The following is a 15,727-nucleotide window of genomic DNA, read 5'->3' as shown; positions in this document are numbered from 1 at the left end:
CGTGTTACGGGTCCGCCGACGCTGTCACACGAATGGGCGCACGGACCGTCCGTCCGAACGGCCCGGCTAGGGTGATCGGCATGCTGCGTGTGGGGTTGACGGGTGGAATCGGGGCAGGCAAGTCGACCGTGGCGAACCGGCTCGCCGAGCACGGCGCCGTGCTGATCGACTCGGATCGGATCGCCCGCGAGGTGGTCGCGCCCGGTACCGAGGGGCTCACCCGGCTCGTCGAGGAGTTCGGTGCGGAGATCCTGGCCGCGGACGGCTCGCTCGACCGGCCGGCCCTCGCCGCCAAGGCCTTCGCCGACGACGACTCGCGCCGCCGGCTGAACGCGATCGTGCACCCGCTGGTCGGCGCCCGCACCGGGGAGCTGATGGCCGCCGCCGCGCCGGACGCCGTCATCGTCCACGACATCCCGCTCCTCGTCGAAAACGGCCTCGCGACGGCTTACCACCTGGTCGTGGTCGTCGACGCGCCGGTCGAGGTCCGGGTCCGGCGCCTGGTGACGGCACGCGGAATGGCCGAGGACGACGCTCGGGCGCGGATCCGGGCGCAGGCGAGCGACGAGCAGCGCCGCGCTGTGGCCGACGTCTGGCTGGACAACGGCGGTCCCGAAGACGCCGTGCTCCTCGACGTCGACGCGCTGTGGGCCGACCGGCTCGTGCCGTTCGAGGCGAACCTCCGGCTGCGCAAGCCGCGCCCGCCGGTCTCCCCGAAGATCGCCGAGTACGACCTCACCTGGCCCGCGCAGGCCGAGCGGGTGCTCGCCCGGGTCCGCGCCGTCGCGGGGGAGCTCGCGCGCCGCGCCGACCACATCGGCTCGACCGCCGTGCCCGGCCTGCCCGCCAAGGACGTCCTCGACCTGCAGCTCACGGTGTCCACTTTGGACGACGCGGACACGCTGGCGGAACTGTTGTCCGACGCGGGGTTCCCGCGGCTGGAAGGCGACTGGGCCGACGACGCCCAGGACGGCGCCGGGACGTGGCCCAAGCGCCTGCACGTCGGCGCCGACCCGAAGCGGGCGGTGAACCTGCACGTCCGGTCCGAGGAGACGCCCGCGTGGCGGCTCGCGCTGCTCTTCCGCGACTACCTGCGGGCGAACGCGGGCGAGCGCGACGACTACCGCGACGTCAAGCTGCGGCTGGCCGACGCGCACGCCGAGGACGGCACTATCGCCGCCTACGCCGACGAGAAGCAGGAGTTCGTCAACGGCGTGTTCGCCCGTGCGGAGAAGTGGGCCGCGACGACCGGCTGGACGCCCTAGGAACCGAGCAGCCCGCGTTCGAAGGCGACCGCCACCGCGGCCGCGCGGTCGTTCACGCCGAGCTTCGCGTAGACGTGGATCAGGTGCGTCTTGACCGTCGCCTCGCTGATGAACAGCTTCTTCGCCGCTTCCTTGTTCGTCGAGCCGCGGGCGACCAGCGTGAGCACCTCGAGCTCGCGCTGGGACAGCGGTTCCCGCGCCGGCTCGCGCATCCGCCCCAGCAGCCGGCTCGCGACGGCGGGGGAGAGCACCGCCTCGCCGCGCGCGGCGGCCTCGACCGCGCGGAACAAGTCCTCGCGCGGCGCGTCCTTGAGCAGGTAGCCCGTCGCGCCCGCCTCGACCGCGGGCAGGACGTCGGAGTCCGTGTCGTAGGTCGTGAGCACCAGGACCCGCGCCGGGTTGCCCAGCCGGGCCAGCTCGGTGATGGCCGCGACGCCGTCGGTGCCCGGCATCCGCAGGTCCATCAGCACGACGTCGGGGCGCAGCCGCTCGGCCATCGCGACGGCTTCGGCACCGTTCGCGGCCTCGCCGACGACCTCGAAGCCGCGGCCGGTGAAGATGCCGCGCAGGCCGTCGCGGACGACCGGGTGGTCGTCCGCGATGAGCACGGTGATCGTCATGGGGCGGCCTCCGGCGGGGACGGGACGGCGGGCAGGACGGCCGAAATCGCGGTGCCGCCGCCGGGTTCGGACTCGACGTGCAGCGTACCGGCGAGCCGCTCGACGCGGCGCCGCATCCCGGGCAGCCCGAAACCGGGGCCGGGTCCGGGGGTGAACCCGGCGCCGTCGTCGCGGACGTCGAGCGTCACTTCGTCGTCCATGTAGGACAGCGTGAGGCCGACGCGGCCCGCCGCGGCGTGTTTGTCCACATTGGACAGCGCTTCCTGGGTGACCCGCAGGATCGTCGACTCGATCTCGGGGTGCAGCCGCCGCGGGTCGCCGGTGGCGGTGACCACGGCGGGCACGCCGGTCCGCTCGCTCCAGCGGGCCGCGACGCCGGCGAGTGCCTCGGGCAGCGTCGCGGCGTCGAGAGCTTCCGGGTGCAGCGCGCGCACCGAACGCCGGGCGGCGGTGAGGTTCTCGCGCGCGAGCGCGTTCGCGGAGTCCAGGTGCCGCTGCCACTCCGCGGGGTCGTCCTTGGCCAGCGCGGCGGCTTCGAGCTGGGTGATGATGCCGGTGAAGCCCTGCGCCAGGGTGTCGTGTATCTCCAGCGCCAGCCGCTGCCGCTCGTCGAGGATCCCGGCTTCGCGGGCCTGGCTGAGCAGTTGTTGTTGCAGGCCTTCGTTTTCCGCGTGCGCCGCGGCGAGGTCGTCGAGCATGCGCCGGCGTTCCTCGTTCTGCCGGGCGATGGCCGTCGAGAGCAGGCCGCCGCCCCCGATGGCCGCGGTCTGCACGACGATGATCGTGATCCAGATGGCCGGCCGTTCCCGCAGGGCGTGCACGGGGCCGCCGTTGCCGAGGGTGTTGATCAGCAGCGACGTCACCGCCAGCGCGGCGAAGGCGAGCCACGTGGGCCGCAGCCGCATGGCGGCCAGGAACGCGAAGATCATGAAGATGAGGAACGTGATGTCCCTGACCTCGAGCACGCTGCCCAGCCCGATGACGCCGAGGAACGTGAGCAGGGCGAAGGCCGGCTGTTCGCGCAGCCGCGGCGGCGCGAGGACCACCGTGCCGAGCACCCAGAGCCCGGCCGCGGCGACCCAGGCGCCGGTGATCGCCCACCAGCGGGCGTCGTGCCCGCCGGCGCCGAGGGTGACCACGGTCGCGACGGCGAGCAGCACGCCGGGCAGGATCCGTTCGACCCGGAACAGCCACGGCTGCCAGCCGTCCGGGGTCCGTGCGGACTCCGGCGGCCACATCGGCCGGGCCCAGTCGACGTCGAGGCTCACGCTCTCATGTCCTTGAGCCGGGGCCAGATCTCGGCCCAGCTCGCGGTCCGGCCGGTGAGCTGCCAGACGGGCATGTGCTCGCTCGCGTTGCGGACGCCGAGCCGGTTGCCGACCTGGCCGACGATGCGCGCGTCCCCGAAGTACTTCGCGAGTTTCGACGGGTCGTAGCCGACGAAGAGCACGGTGCCGGCGTTGTCGGCCGGACGGCCGAAATACCAGAAGCCGCGGCTCGGGCTGTACGCCTCGGGCAGCCCGCGCTCGGGCCCGTACCGGCCGAGCGCGCCCGCCTGCCAGTAGCCGCCGGTCACGACGGCCGTGCCCGGCGGCGCGCCGCGGTACAGCTCGGCGACGTCGTCCGCGAGGTCCGGCCAGCCGATCTCTTCGACCGCGTACGCGGGCCGCGGCGCGGCGGGGTGGTCGACCAGCCAGTGCGCCGGCCAGACCGGCAGCGTGAACGGCAGGCTGAACAGCGCCGACAGCACGAACACCGGCCACGTCGGCACCCACCGCCACCAGCGGGCCGGTTCGAGACCCTCGACGTGCACGGCGGCCGCGGCCCACAGCACGCCGAACATCCCGGCCGCGTAGTAGTACCGACCGTTGGCGACGAGGAAGACCGCGACGACGCCCAGCGCCGTCCAGCCGAGGAACCGGTACGGCCGCAACCGCTTGCTCCCGAGCAGCACGGCGACGCCGTAGAGGACGCCGAGCGCGCCGATCACCCAGCCGGCCCCGGCGAGCAGCTGCGGGACGAAGCTCCCGCGGCCGCCCGCCGTGTCGACCTCGGCGCCGACCGCGTCACCCATGCCGAGCTGCGGCCAGCCGTTCGCGCGCTGCCACAGCAGCGTCGGCACCAGCGAGCCGGCGGCGATCAGCGCGCCCAGCCAGAGTTTCGGCCGCCGCAGCAGCTCCCGCGGGCCGAAGACGAGCACCGCGATGCCGGCCACCACCCAGAACGCGCCGATGAGCAGCTTGTCGTTGAGCGCCACCGCCGTCACGACGCCGAGCCACGCGAGCAGCTTGTCGTCGCGAGTGCGGACCCAGCGGACGAGCAGCCACAGCACGAGCGTCCACAGCAGCGGGTCGATCGTCGACGTCGCCAGGTAGTGGCCGCTGCCGACGAACTGCCCGCAGATCGCGTACGCCGCCGCGGCACGCGCCTGCGCCTTGCGCCGCCCGCCCAGCTCGCGCGCGATCAGCGCGGTGACGACCACCCCGGCCGCGGTCGCCGCGATCGCGGGCAGCCGGAAGACGACGAGCGAGCCGGGCGCCAGGGAGTTCATCGCCCACGCGAGGAAGGGAACGAGCGGCGGCTGGTCGGCGTAGCCCCAGGCCAGGTGCTTCCCGGCGGCGAGGAAGTACAGCTCGTCGCCGAAGTAGCCGTAGCGGCCCGCGGTCAGCAGCAGCGCGGTGGCCGTGCCCAGGGCCAGTAGCGCGACCGGGAGCCGGGCGAAGGGGGCGAGATCGGCTTTCGCCTGGTCGGGGGCCGTGGCTACGGCGTCCATCGTGCTCCTTGTCCGTGGTCGGCGCCGGTCCTTCCCGCACCCTACGTGGGGGCCCTCCCGGCCACCGCGCGGATGGTGACGCCGGGCTCACGTGTGCGTGTTCACCAGCTTCGGCCACAGCGCGGACCACGGTTCGACGCGGCCGGTCGCCAGCCACAGCGGCACGCCGTCGAAGTAGCTCGGCTTGGCCGCCCCCGTGTCCACCTTCCCGACCGGCCGCAGGTCGGCGAAGTGCCCGAGCAGCGGCCGCGGATCTGCGCCGACGTACAGGACGTCGGTCGTGCTTTCCGGCGGGACGACCAGGGTCGCGTAGCCGCGGTTGCCGCTGGCCGGCTCGGGCAGGCCCAGGCCGCGGCCGTAGCGATCGAGCGCACTCGCTTCCCAGTACGTCTCGGTCACCACCGCGGTCCGGTCCCGCGCGGGCAGCCGGGCGAACGCGCCGGCCACCGAGCGCGTCCCTTCCGGCCAGCCGATCTCGGCGAAGGCGAACAGCGGGGCCGGCAGCGACGGGTGTTCGGTCAGCCACACCCGGGGCCAGACCGGCAGCGCGTTGGGCAGGACGAGCACCGCGGCCAGCGCGTAGCACGGCCAGGTCGCGACCCACCGCCACCAGCGCGCCGGTTCCCGGCGTTCGAGCGCGACGGCGGCCACCGCCCAGCACACCGGGTACATCCCGGCGACGTAGTAGAACCGCCCGTTCACCAGCAGGAACACGACGGTCAGCAGCACGGTCGTCCAGCCGAGGAAGCGGAGTTCGCGGCTGCGCAGGAGCCGCCACAGGCCGTGGCCCAGCAGGACCGCGCCGACCGGGAGCCCGGCGACGAGCAGCGCCGTCGGCAGGAACGTCAGCCGGCCGCCCCAGGTCCCGCCGACCTCCGCCGAGATCGCCGCGCCCATGCCCAGCTGCGGCCAGCCGTGCGCGGCCTGCCAGAGCAGCGTCGGCACCAGTGCCGCCACGGCGATCGCCGCGCCGAGCCACAACGCGGGCCGGCGCAGCAGCTCACGGGGCCCGCAGGCGAGGATCGCGATCGCGGCGGCGAGCCAGAAGCCGCCGATGAGGAACTTCGCGTACAACGCGATCGCCGTCACCACCCCCGTCCAGACGAGCAGGACGTCGGCGCGGGTGCGCAACCAGCAGACCAGCAGCCACAGCACCAGCGTCCACAGGAACGGGTCCACTGTGGACGTCGCCAGGTAGTGCCCGCCCGCCAGGAACTCCGTCGACACGGCGTAGGTGGCGGCGGCGAGGGTCTGGGCTTTGGCGCCGCCGCCCAGCTCCCGGGCGATCAGCGCGGTGAGCGCGACCCCGGCGAGCACCGCCAGCATCGCCGGGATCCGCAGCACGAACGGCGAGTGCCCGAGCGCGTCCATCGCGTGGGCCAGCAGGGGAAGCAGCGGGGGCTGGTCGACATATCCCCACGCGAGGTGGCGCCCGGCGGCGAGGAAGTACAGCTCGTCGCCGAAGTAGCCGTAGCGGTTCGCCGTCAGCAGCAACGGGACCGCCATCAGCGCCGTCACGACCGCCACCGGCTTCACGGCGAGCGGCCGGACGACGGCCGGGGCGGGCGCGGTCGTCACTCCCATCGGAACACCCGCGCCGCGATCGTCGTGCCGACGACGGCGAAGACCGCCATCGCGCCGAGCTGCAGCAGCTCGGGGGCGTCGCCGGCCCAGGTCGCGCGCAGGGCGTTGAGCGTCGCGCCGAGCGGCAGGACGTCGGCGACGTGCTGCAGGAAGACCGGCAGCTTCTCCTTCGGCACCCAGACCCCGCCGAGGGCCAGCATCGGGAACAGCAGGGCACTGCCGATGCCGCTGGCCGCGCGCCCGGTCGGCGCGAGCGCCGCCACCAGCAGGCCGACGGAGAACAGCGCGAGCGCGCCTAACACGATCGAGAGCAGGAAGCCGCCGGGGTTGCCCGGCAAGGGGATGCCGAGGGCGATCCCGCCGACCCCCGCGATCAGCAGGACCACGACGACCGCGGCCGCCAGGTTCACCAGCAGCTGCGCGGCGAGTAGCCGGCTCGGCGGCACCGGGCTCGCGGAAAGCCGTTTCAGGAGGCCCTTTTCGCGGTAGGTGGCCAGCGCGTTCGGGAACAGCGTCAGGGCCAGCATGGCCAGCAGGATCGTGACGGCCATCGGCGCGATCACCGTGGCCAGCGCGCTGTGCCCGCCGTACTTCGGGTCCGGCTCGTTCGCGCCGGGCATCAGCCCGAACACGAGCAGCAGCGCGAGCGGGATGCCGACGACGACGGCCGGCGCGCCCGGGTCGCGCAGGAAGACCTTGGCCTCGGCGGCGGTCAGCTTGGTCAGGACGGTCATGGTTTCCCCCTTCAGCCCGGCCGGTGGCCGGTCAGCGCGACGAAGGCGTCGTCGAGGCCGGCCTGTTCGACGCGCAGGTCGGCGGCGAGCACGCCGAGCCGGGCGAACAACGACGTCACCGCGTGGAGCACGTTCCCGTCGCCGCGGACGACGACGCGGTCGCCGCGGCGCTCGACCGCGCGGACCTCGGGCAGGGCTTCGAGCACGCCGGGGTCCAGGGGCGCCGACGCCCGGAACCGCACGACCTGCTCGTCGGTGACCCGCGCGACCAGCCCGGCGGGCGAGTCGAGCGCGACGACGCGGCCGGCGTCGATCACCGCGATCCGGTCGCAGAGCCGTTCCGCTTCCGCCATGAAGTGCGTGACCAGCAGGATCGTCACGCCCTGGTCGCGCACGGCCTCGATGAGGTCCCACGTGTCGCGGCGGGCCTGCGGGTCGAGGCCGGTGGTGAGCTCGTCGAGCACCGCGACCTCGGGGCGCCCGATCAGCGCGAGCGCGATGGACAGCCGCTGCTGCTGCCCGCCGGAAAGCTTCTTGTACGCGGTGTTCCGGTGCTCGGTCAGGCCGAGCGTGGCGAGCAGCTCGTCCGGATCCGCCGGCGTCCGGTAGAAGGCGGCGTAGAGGTCGAGCAGCTCGCCGACCCGCAGCTTGTCCTGCAGCCGGCCCTCCTGGAGCTGGACGCCGACGCGCTGGCGCAGCTCGGCCCGGTCGCGGCGCGGGTCGAGGCCCAGCACGGAGAGCTCGCCGCCGTCGGGCGTGCGGAGGCCCTCCAGGCATTCGACGGTCGTGGTCTTGCCCGCGCCGTTCGGGCCCAGGATCCCGAAGATCTCGCCGCGTTCGACGGTGAACGAGACGTCGTCGACCGCGACTTTGTCCCCGTAGCGCTTCCGGAGGTGTTCGACCTCGATGACCGGCATGCCGCCGTCCCCCTTCTCGATCCGTTTCCGACGGATCGAGAATCGCGCGCGAGGGTTCCCGGGCGGATCGTCAGGACGGTTCGAACCCGCATCCACCGATCGGCGGATGGCGGCCCCTAGGGGTGGCGCCGCCAGGTGAGGGCGATGTCCTTCGTGGACAGCCAGGCAGCGAGGTCGTAGCCGTGCGCGGCCAGCCCTTCGACCGCCGCGTAGGTGGATTCCAGGGCGTACTGCGCGTCTTCGGCGGTGACGAGGCCGGCGGCGTGGGCGTCGAGGAGCTCGTCGGTGTCGATCACCTGCAGCGAGAGCTTGTCCTTGAGCACGATGTCGACGTAGAGGTCGGTGGCGACCCAGCGCGGGCCGTCGCGGCGGACGCGGACGACGTCGAGGTAGAAGTCCTGGTCGCGTTCGTGGCCGGGGGAGAACCAGAAGTCGGTGAACCGCAGGCCGAGGCGGGGCACCAGCCACGACTCGAGGTAGTGGAACTGGGCGCGGCCCGGCGCCGGGCGGGCCAGGTACAGGCCGAAGGGTTCCTCGCGGTACTCCTCGACCTCCCGCAGGATGCCCTTCGGGTCGATGTTCGCGCGCGCGGCGGGGTCGAAGACCTCGACCTTCGGGGGGTGCAGTGCGGCCATGGCGCTCATCCTGCCCGGCGGGTCACGAATCACGCAGACTCGCCACGCGCGCCACACGTTCGGGCTAAGGTGCGCCGACTGTGAGTGAGGGGAACCGGGGATGTTCGGGATCATCAGACCGTGCCGGCACCGGCTGTCCGAAGGGTTGCACGCGGATTGGCTGGCGCACCTGTGCGGGCTGTGCCTGACGCTGCGTGACGAGCACGGGCAGTTCGCCCGCGTCGTCACGAACTACGACGGGCTGATCATCTCGGTGCTGGTCGAGGCGCAGACCCCGCGCGGCGACCTGCGCCGCGACGCGGGCCCGTGCCCGCTGCGGGGCATGCGGCCGGCGTCGGTGGCGCGAGGCGAGGGAGCCCAGCTGGCGGCGGCGGTGTCCTTGGTGCTGGCGGCGGCGAAGGTCGGCGACCACGTAGAGGACGGCGACGGCGCGTTCGGCCGGCGCTCGGTGGCGCTCGCCGCGCGCCGCGTCGCGGCCCGGTGGGCGTCGCAGGGGAGCAGCACCGGTGGCCGGGTCGGGTTCGACACTTCGGTGCTGACGGAGGCCGTTGCGCGGCAGGGGTCGCTGGAGCGTTCGGTCGGGCTGGGGGACTCGGCGTTGCTCGCGACGGAGCCCGCGGAACTGGCGACGTCGGCGGCGTTCGCGCGGACGGCGGAGCTGGCGGGACGGCCGGGCAACGTGGCCCCGCTGGCCGAGGCGGGCCGGTTGTTCGGGCGGGTGGCGCACTTGCTGGACGCCGTCGAGGACTACGCGGAGGATGCGTCGGCGGGGGCGTGGAACCCGTTGCGGGTGACGGGGACGTCGTGGGCCGAGGCCCGGCGGCTGTGCGACGACGCGGTGCTCGGGGTCGAACTGGCGTTGCGGGAGGCCGAGTTCGCGAAGCCGGGACTGGTGCACGCGTTGCTGGTGCACGAGCTGCGTCAGGCGGTGCGCCGGGCGTTCGGCCACGGTTCGGCGCACGGCCACGGCGAGGGCTTCGGTCACGGCCCGGCGCGCGGCAACGACTCGGCGCACGGTGGCGCGGATTCCGGTCACGGCCCAGCGCACGGCCTCGACTCGGCGCACGGTGGCGCCGATTTCGGGCACGGCCCGGCGCGCGGCAATGACTCGGCGCGCGGCCATGGCTCGACCCCCGGCGGCGGTCCGGCGACCGCGAGCGGGCTGGAGTTCGAGGCCGGCTCGATGCTCGCCCCGGGCGACCGGTTGCCGGGCGGTCTTGCCGGGCAGCAGCCGCCGCCAGGGTGGATCGGGCCCGGGCCGACCCCGCAGCAGCATCCGCACCAGCAGCCGCCGCCGGGGTGGATCGGGCCCGGCCCGGCTCCGCAGCAAGTCCCGCCGGGCTGGGGTTCGCAGCGGCCGCAAGGCTTTCCGCCGCCCGGCCCGGTACCCCCGCCCGGCGCTCCCGGTCCGGGTGGCCCCGACGGCCGCGGCCCGGGTGGGCCGGGTGGCCGTGGACCTGGTGGTCCCGGCGGGCCGGGCGGTCCCGGTGGACCTGGTGGCCCAGGAGGTCCGGGTGGCCCGGGCGGACCCGGCGGCCCGGGAGGCCCCGGCGATTCCCCCGGCCCGGAGCCGCTCGACGGCAAGGGCGGCGGTCTCTGGTACCCGAAGTTCGCCGTCCCGCCGAAGAAGCGCAACTTCTTCCTCGGCTGCGCGCTCACGCCGTACATGTGCTGCACGTGCCAGTTCTGCTGCCGCGATCCCTATCCTGGGCCGTGGAGCGGGAAACCGCAGACCTGCAGTGGCTGTGACTGCGGCGGCTGCGACTGTGGCGGTTGTGACGGGTGTTGCGACTGCTGCTCCTGTTGCGACTGCAACTGCTGAGGGGGAGCGGGAATGACGATGGAAGACCTGCACGACCGGGGCCGCGAGAACTTCGCCGAACTCGTCGAAGACGGCGCGAAGCGGCTCGACGCCCTGTTCGCCACCGTGCCCGCCTTGGGTGAGCTGGCGGTCGGCACCGTCTACGGCCACCTGCACGAACGTCCCGCGCTCGACAGCCGGACCCGCGAAGCCGCGACGCTGGCCGCGATCGTCGCGGCCGGGATGGTGGGGCCGCCGCTGAGCGTCCACCTCCGCACCGGCCTCGCTTCGGGGCTGTCGCCGGCCGAGGTCTGCGAAGTCGTCGTCCAGACGGCCGCGTTCGCCGGCTTCCCGCGCGCGGTTTCGGCGGCCGACCAGCTGAACCGCCTCTTCGAGGGGCACGGCCTCCCGATCCCGCCGCCGCCGGCCCCGCGCGAGGTGGTGCTGGCCTACCTTGCGGAGCCCGCGGCGGACGTCGCGGCGGTGCTCGCCGAGTTTCCGCGCACCGAGGTCCAGGCGACCGGACCCGACCGGGTGCTGGTCTCGTGCTTCGGGGACGACCCGGTGCCCGGCGCCGTCCTGCACTGCTCGGTGAGCGGCGCCGCAGTCACGTCCGTGACGGTGTTCCGACCCCGCTGACCAGGGCCGACGGAAATTGTCGGTGGTGCGTCGTACTCTGGTCGACGTGGCTTTCGCAACCGAACACCCCGTGCTCGCCCAGTCCGACTTCCGGCCCGTCTCGGAGATCCCGCGGACCGGCGGCCGCTTCGAGGTGGTCAGTGACTACCAGCCCGCCGGTGACCAGCCGGCGGCCATCGACGAGCTCGAACGCCGGATCAAGGCGGGCGAGAAGGACGTCGTGCTGCTGGGCGCCACCGGTACCGGCAAGTCGGCGACCACGGCGTGGCTGATCGAGCGCGTCCAGCGGCCGACGCTGGTGATGGCGCCGAACAAGACCCTCGCCGCGCAGCTGGCCAACGAGCTGCGCGAGCTGTTCCCGAACAACGCGGTCGAGTACTTCGTCAGCTACTACGACTACTACCAGCCCGAGGCGTACATCGCGCAGACGGACACCTACATCGAGAAGGACTCGTCGATCAACGACGACGTCGAGCGGCTGCGGCACTCGGCGACGATGAACCTGCTGTCGCGGCGGGACGTCATCGTGGTCGCGAGTGTGTCCTGCATCTACGGCCTGGGCACGCCGCAGTCGTACCTCGACCGGTCGTCGAAGCTGAAGGTCGGCATGCAGCTCGACCGGGACGTCTTCCTGCGCGCGCTGGTGGACGTGCAGTACACGCGCAACGACATCGCGTTCGCGCGTGGCACGTTCCGCGCGCGGGGCGACACGGTCGAAATCATCCCGGCGTACGAGGAGCTGGCGATCCGCGTCGAGTTCTTCGGCGACGAGGTCGAGAAGCTGTACTACCTCCACCCGCTGACCGGGGACATCGTCAAGGAGGTCGACGAGGTCCGGATCTTCCCGGCGACGCACTACGTCGCGGGCCCGGAGCGGATGGAAAAAGCGATCAAGGGCATCGAGGAGGAGCTCGAGGCGCGGCTCGCGGAGCTGGAGAAGCAGGGCAAGCTGCTGGAGGCGCAGCGGCTGCGGATGCGCACGGCCTACGACATCGAGATGATGCGGCAGGTCGGGTTCTGCTCCGGCATCGAGAACTACTCGCGCCACATCGACGGCCGCGGGCCGGGCACCGCGCCGGCGACGCTGATCGACTACTTCCCGGACGACTTCCTGCTGGTGATCGACGAGTCGCACCAGACGGTCCCGCAGATCGGCGGCATGTACGAGGGTGACATGTCCCGGAAGCGGAACCTGGTGGAGTACGGCTTCCGGCTGCCGAGCGCGGTGGACAACCGGCCGCTGACCTGGGAGGAGTTCTCCGACCGGATCGGGCAGACGGTGTACCTGTCGGCGACGCCGGGGCCCTACGAGATGGGCCAGGCGGCGGGCGAGTTCGTCGAGCAGGTCATCCGGCCGACCGGCCTGGTCGACCCGAAGGTCGTCGTGAAGCCGACCGAGGGCCAGATCGACGACCTGGTGCACGAGATCCGGGAGCGGGCGGCCAAGGACGAGCGGGTCCTGGTCACCACGCTGACGAAGAAAATGTCCGAGGACCTCACCGACTACCTGCTGGAGCTGGGCATCCGGGTGCGCTACCTGCACTCGGAGGTCGACACGCTGCGCCGGGTCGAGCTGCTGCGGCAGCTGCGGGCGGGCGACTTCGACGTCCTGGTCGGCATCAACCTGCTGCGCGAGGGCCTCGACCTGCCGGAGGTGTCGCTGGTGGCGATCCTCGACGCGGACAAGGAGGGCTTCCTCCGCAGCGGGACGTCGCTGATCCAGACGATCGGCCGTGCGGCGCGAAACGTCTCGGGCGAGGTCCACATGTACGCGGACAAGATCACCGACTCGATGCGGCACGCGATCGACGAGACGGACCGCCGCCGCGAGAAGCAGGTCGCCTACAACAAGGAACGCGGAGTCGACCCGCAGCCGCTGCGGAAGAAGATCGCGGACATCCTCGACCGGGTGTACAGCGAGGCGGAGGACACCGAGCAGGTCTCGGTGGGCGGCTCGGGCCGCAACTCCTCGCGCGGCAAAAAGCCCGAGCAGGGCGACCGGGTGCGCAGCTCGGGAATGCTGGTGGACAAGAACGTCTCGGCGATGCCGCGAGCCCAGCTGGCGGACCTGATCCAGCAGATGACGGACCAGATGATGCAGGCGGCCCGCGACCTGCAGTTCGAACTGGCCGCGCGGTTGCGCGACGAGATCTCGGACTTGAAGAAGGAGCTGAGGGGCATGGACGCGGCGGGCATCAAGTAGGCGGCTCGGCATGGTCCGGGGCCGGACGAGCCGGGCAGCGCGGGACGGGCCTTGTGCCGGGCGAGCCGGTAGGGCGGAACGGGGCCGGTGCCGGGCGAGCTGGGCCGTCGGGCGAGCCGGGCAGGGCCGAGTCTGGGTAGGGAAACCGAGGCGTGGAGGTCCGGGGGCGAGCGAGCCCCTGAGAGCTCGCGCCGGCCGGGGATTCGGCGGAAAGGCGAGCCAGGCCAGGGTCGACGGGCGGGGCAGGCTCCGGTCCTCGTCCCGGTGGTCCTGCCTCGGCGCGCTACCCGGGATAAGCGACCGCGAGGGGGAATCTGAAGCCGTGAACGTCGAAGCCGTCGTCGCCTACTGCCTCGGGAAGCCCGGGGCCGAGGAGACCTACCCGTTCGGCGACCACGTCCCCGTCGCCAAGGTCGGCGGCAAGGGTTTCGCCTTCATCGGACAGGACGAACCCGGCAGCGTCGCCGTCAAGTGCGGCGCCACCCGCGAGGAAGCCGCCGAGATCCGGGAGCGCTACCCGGAGTCCGTCACCGTCATGGACTACCTCGGCCGCTCCGGCTGGAACCGGGTCGCGCTCGTGCGCCGGCTGCCGAAAGCCAAGCGACCCTAGGGTGCCGGGGCTTCGGAGTCCGGCTGCAGCATGCCGAAGATGTTGCCCTCGGTGTCCTTGGCGTACGCCAGCCACCCCACGCCCGGCACCGGGTTCTTCGGCAGCGCCAGCGATCCGCCCGCCTCGCTCACCGCCGCCAGTGACGCGTCGAGGTCGGTCACCGCGATCGTGTTCACGTACCCGTGGACCGGGGCCGAATCCTCAGGCGGTGGGCCGACGCGGGGCACCAGCCCGCCGTCGATGCCGCCTCCCTCGCCCGTGGAAATCACCCAGTAGGGCGCCTCGCCCCAGCGCTCGAACTTCCAGCCGAACACCGCCGTGTAGAACGCCACCGCGCGTTCGGGTTCGCTCGCGTGGATCTCGAAGTGGACGGGACGAGGCATGTGCGCCTCCTCGGGCCGGGCCGGCAACAGGTGCCGTGAGACTACGCCCGGCCCGGGGAAACTCACAGCGGTGGCCGCGCCGAAAGGGTGAGGTCCGCGTCGAAGTCCGGGAACCCGGCCGGGGCGCTTCGAGCCGTCAGCGCAGAGACTGCGGCCAGGCCCGCCCAGCGCCGGACCGTCGCCGTCGCCGCGGCCGCGTCGGCCGGGGGCAGCTGGGCGATCTTCGACCCGTGGTTGCCGCCCGGTACGTAGTAGCGGTACGAATCGCGGCTGCCGAAGCCCAGCTCGAACGGCTCGGCACCCCACGGGTCGTTCGAGCCGTACACGAACAGCAGCCGCGTGCCGCGGGACTTCACCCAGAAGTCGATGTCCGGCATCGCCAGGTAGTCGAAGCGCGGCAGGCGGATCGACGCCGGCACGAACGTCTTCGGCTGGTCCGCGCCCGGATAGCGCAGCAGGTCGCGCAAGTAGTCGTCGTACGCCTCGGGCGAGCCCAGCTGGACCGCCGCCTGGTAGTAGTACGGGATGAACGGCGCCAGGTCCTGGTCGGAGTACGTGTTGAGGCTCTCGACCTTCTCGTACCAGGCGTAGACGTCGGCCGCGGGCGCGCCCGGCGCCGGCACCGTCGCGCAGTCCGCCTGCTTCTGGTACTGCCAGAACGCGAAGTACGAGTCGATCACCGAGATCTCGAGGGACTTGTCGGCCGAGCCGACGATCGAGAACGTCAACCCCCGGCGAGCCGCGTCCGCCGCGGCGATCACGCCCAGCTCGGCACGCCGCTTCAGCGCGTCCCGCTGGATCGCCTTCAGGGCGGCACGGCACCCCGGGTCGTTGCCGACGCGGGAAAGGAACCGGTTGTAGACGTCGACCGGGTCGATCACGTCGTTCGGCGCGACGTAGGGGATCGTCGCGTCGACGTCGTCGGGGAAGAAGCGCCGGAAGTACGTCGCGGTCATGCCGCCCTTGCTGCCGCCGGTGGCCAGCCACTTGCCCGGGTAGATCGCCTTGAACGCCTGCACCGCGCGGTGCTCGTCCGCGGCGGCCTGCCAGATCGTCAGCTGCTGCGCCCAGTTCTCCGGCTGGGGCCGCGACGGCGTGAAGTACCGGTACTCCATCGACAGCTGGTTGCCGTCGACGATCTGCGTCGGCTCCGACCGGTTCGGCGCGGTGCTGACGTTGTAGCCGCTGGTGAAGGCGACCGTCGGCGCGGCGAAGTCGCGGTGCAGCAAGGTGAACCGCTGCTGGAACGTGCCCGCGCCGGGGTGGCGGTGGTCGGCGGGCTGGGTGAAGGTCAGCTCGAAGAACCGGTAGCCGGCCGGTGCCGGGTCCTCCTTGACGACCGTCAGCCCCGGGATCCGCGCCAGCGCGGTCTCGATGTCGGTCGCCGCGCTCGCGGCGGGCGCCAGGCCCACCGCCATCAGCACGGCCGCCACGGCGGTGAACAGTCTGCGCATGGAGCACCCTCCCCGGCTCGATCCCACGTGGGACCCTCACAGAACCGGGCGCGGTCGGCAATCGGCTGTCCGGGCGCAGAATCGGTCAGGTTCCGACTTTCGGCGGGTG

The 15,727-nt window shown here is 72.8% G+C and carries 13 protein-coding genes and 1 pseudogene; 5 read left to right on the top strand and 9 right to left on the bottom strand.

Annotated elements, in window-relative coordinates; all coding sequences use genetic code 11:
- The first annotated feature begins 80 nt into the window (after nucleotides 1-80).
- Nucleotides 81-1,265 (top strand): dephospho-CoA kinase, encoded by a 1,185-nt coding sequence (gene coaE / locus ACZ7OH_RS43800; protein WP_470286319.1) that lies wholly within the window; start codon nucleotides 81-83, stop codon nucleotides 1,263-1,265.
- On the opposite strand, the gene ACZ7OH_RS43795 is transcribed toward coaE, so the two are convergent.
- The 7 genes from ACZ7OH_RS43795 to ACZ7OH_RS43765 all read right to left on the bottom strand — a co-directional run bounded on the left by ACZ7OH_RS43795 (nucleotide 1,262) and on the right by ACZ7OH_RS43765 (nucleotide 8,528).
- Nucleotides 1,262-1,885: a response regulator gene (locus ACZ7OH_RS43795; RefSeq protein ID WP_400905647.1), complete on the bottom strand. Its 624-nt coding sequence runs from the start codon at nucleotides 1,883-1,885 to the stop codon at nucleotides 1,262-1,264. The genes coaE and ACZ7OH_RS43795 overlap by 4 nt on opposite strands.
- Nucleotides 1,882-3,153, bottom strand: a complete 1,272-nt coding sequence (locus tag ACZ7OH_RS43790) for a sensor histidine kinase (protein WP_470286318.1) — start codon at nucleotides 3,151-3,153, stop codon at nucleotides 1,882-1,884. Before ACZ7OH_RS43790 ends, ACZ7OH_RS43795 begins: the two co-directional genes overlap by 4 nt.
- Entirely contained in the window at nucleotides 3,150-4,658 is a 1,509-nt protein-coding gene (locus ACZ7OH_RS43785) for an ArnT family glycosyltransferase (RefSeq protein WP_470286317.1), read from the bottom strand. The genes ACZ7OH_RS43790 and ACZ7OH_RS43785 overlap by 4 nt, the downstream gene beginning before the upstream one ends.
- 87 nt (nucleotides 4,659-4,745) lie before the next feature.
- On the bottom strand, nucleotides 4,746-6,242 hold the full coding sequence (locus ACZ7OH_RS43780; RefSeq protein ID WP_470286316.1) for an ArnT family glycosyltransferase: 1,497 nt from the start codon (nucleotides 6,240-6,242) through the stop codon (nucleotides 4,746-4,748).
- A complete protein-coding gene (locus tag ACZ7OH_RS43775; RefSeq protein WP_470286315.1) occupies nucleotides 6,233-6,976 on the bottom strand; it encodes an ABC transporter permease in 744 nt (247 codons plus the stop codon). Before ACZ7OH_RS43775 ends, ACZ7OH_RS43780 begins: the two co-directional genes overlap by 10 nt.
- A gap of 11 nt (nucleotides 6,977-6,987) precedes the next feature.
- The gene (locus tag ACZ7OH_RS43770) at nucleotides 6,988-7,893 is read right to left on the bottom strand and encodes an ABC transporter ATP-binding protein (RefSeq protein WP_470286314.1); all 906 of its coding nucleotides are present in this window, start codon (nucleotides 7,891-7,893) and stop codon (nucleotides 6,988-6,990) included.
- 116 nt (nucleotides 7,894-8,009) lie between these two features.
- Nucleotides 8,010-8,528, bottom strand: coding sequence for a ribonuclease FAU-1 family protein (locus ACZ7OH_RS43765; protein ID WP_470286313.1), 519 nt, complete (start codon nucleotides 8,526-8,528; stop codon nucleotides 8,010-8,012).
- Nucleotides 8,529-8,628: 100 nt separating this feature from the next.
- On the opposite strand from ACZ7OH_RS43765, the pseudogene ACZ7OH_RS43760 reads away from it, so the two are divergent.
- From ACZ7OH_RS43760 to ACZ7OH_RS43745, 4 genes and pseudogenes are all read left to right on the top strand, one after another.
- A pseudogene (locus tag ACZ7OH_RS43760) lies at nucleotides 8,629-9,489 on the top strand (DUF5685 family protein); the annotation flags it as partial.
- 873 nt (nucleotides 9,490-10,362) lie between these two features.
- On the top strand, nucleotides 10,363-10,968 hold the full coding sequence (locus tag ACZ7OH_RS43755; protein WP_470286312.1) for a carboxymuconolactone decarboxylase family protein: 606 nt from the start codon (nucleotides 10,363-10,365) through the stop codon (nucleotides 10,966-10,968).
- 46 nt (nucleotides 10,969-11,014) lie between these two features.
- The gene (gene uvrB / locus ACZ7OH_RS43750; protein ID WP_470286311.1) at nucleotides 11,015-13,171 is read left to right on the top strand and encodes an excinuclease ABC subunit UvrB; all 2,157 of its coding nucleotides are present in this window, start codon (nucleotides 11,015-11,017) and stop codon (nucleotides 13,169-13,171) included.
- Between the two features lie 322 nt (nucleotides 13,172-13,493).
- Nucleotides 13,494-13,781: an MmcQ/YjbR family DNA-binding protein gene (locus ACZ7OH_RS43745; RefSeq protein WP_470286310.1), complete on the top strand. Its 288-nt coding sequence runs from the start codon at nucleotides 13,494-13,496 to the stop codon at nucleotides 13,779-13,781.
- Here ACZ7OH_RS43745 and ACZ7OH_RS43740 read toward each other — a convergent pair.
- A complete protein-coding gene (locus ACZ7OH_RS43740) occupies nucleotides 13,778-14,164 on the bottom strand; it encodes a VOC family protein (protein WP_470286309.1) in 387 nt (128 codons plus the stop codon). The two genes, ACZ7OH_RS43745 and ACZ7OH_RS43740, sit on opposite strands and share 4 nt — an antisense overlap.
- Before the next feature lie 62 nt (nucleotides 14,165-14,226).
- Entirely contained in the window at nucleotides 14,227-15,618 is a 1,392-nt protein-coding gene (locus ACZ7OH_RS43735; RefSeq protein WP_470286308.1) for a S28 family serine protease, read from the bottom strand.
- Nucleotides 15,619-15,727 lie beyond the last annotated feature (109 nt).

The organism is Amycolatopsis sp. NPDC114478 (assembly GCF_055633805.1).
This window is presented reverse-complemented; position numbering and strand designations above follow the sequence as displayed.

Excerpts from the sequence above, each read along its gene's own strand:
- ACZ7OH_RS43795 (WP_400905647.1), bottom strand. The coding sequence starts at position 1,885 with ATGACGATCACCGTGCTCATCGCGGACGACCACCCGGTCGTCCGCGAC.
- ACZ7OH_RS43740 (WP_470286309.1), bottom strand. The coding sequence starts at position 14,164 with ATGCCTCGTCCCGTCCACTTCGAGATCCACGCGAGCGAACCCGAACGC.
- ACZ7OH_RS43775 (WP_470286315.1), bottom strand. The coding sequence starts at position 6,976 with ATGACCGTCCTGACCAAGCTGACCGCCGCCGAGGCCAAGGTCTTCCTG.
- ACZ7OH_RS43780 (WP_470286316.1), bottom strand. The coding sequence starts at position 6,242 with ATGGGAGTGACGACCGCGCCCGCCCCGGCCGTCGTCCGGCCGCTCGCC.
- ACZ7OH_RS43765 (WP_470286313.1), bottom strand. The coding sequence starts at position 8,528 with ATGGCCGCACTGCACCCCCCGAAGGTCGAGGTCTTCGACCCCGCCGCG.
- ACZ7OH_RS43770 (WP_470286314.1), bottom strand. The coding sequence starts at position 7,893 with ATGCCGGTCATCGAGGTCGAACACCTCCGGAAGCGCTACGGGGACAAA.
- ACZ7OH_RS43735 (WP_470286308.1), bottom strand. The coding sequence starts at position 15,618 with ATGCGCAGACTGTTCACCGCCGTGGCGGCCGTGCTGATGGCGGTGGGC.
- ACZ7OH_RS43785 (WP_470286317.1), bottom strand. The coding sequence starts at position 4,658 with ATGGACGCCGTAGCCACGGCCCCCGACCAGGCGAAAGCCGATCTCGCC.
- coaE (WP_470286319.1), top strand. The coding sequence starts at position 81 with ATGCTGCGTGTGGGGTTGACGGGTGGAATCGGGGCAGGCAAGTCGACC.
- ACZ7OH_RS43755 (WP_470286312.1), top strand. The coding sequence starts at position 10,363 with ATGACGATGGAAGACCTGCACGACCGGGGCCGCGAGAACTTCGCCGAA.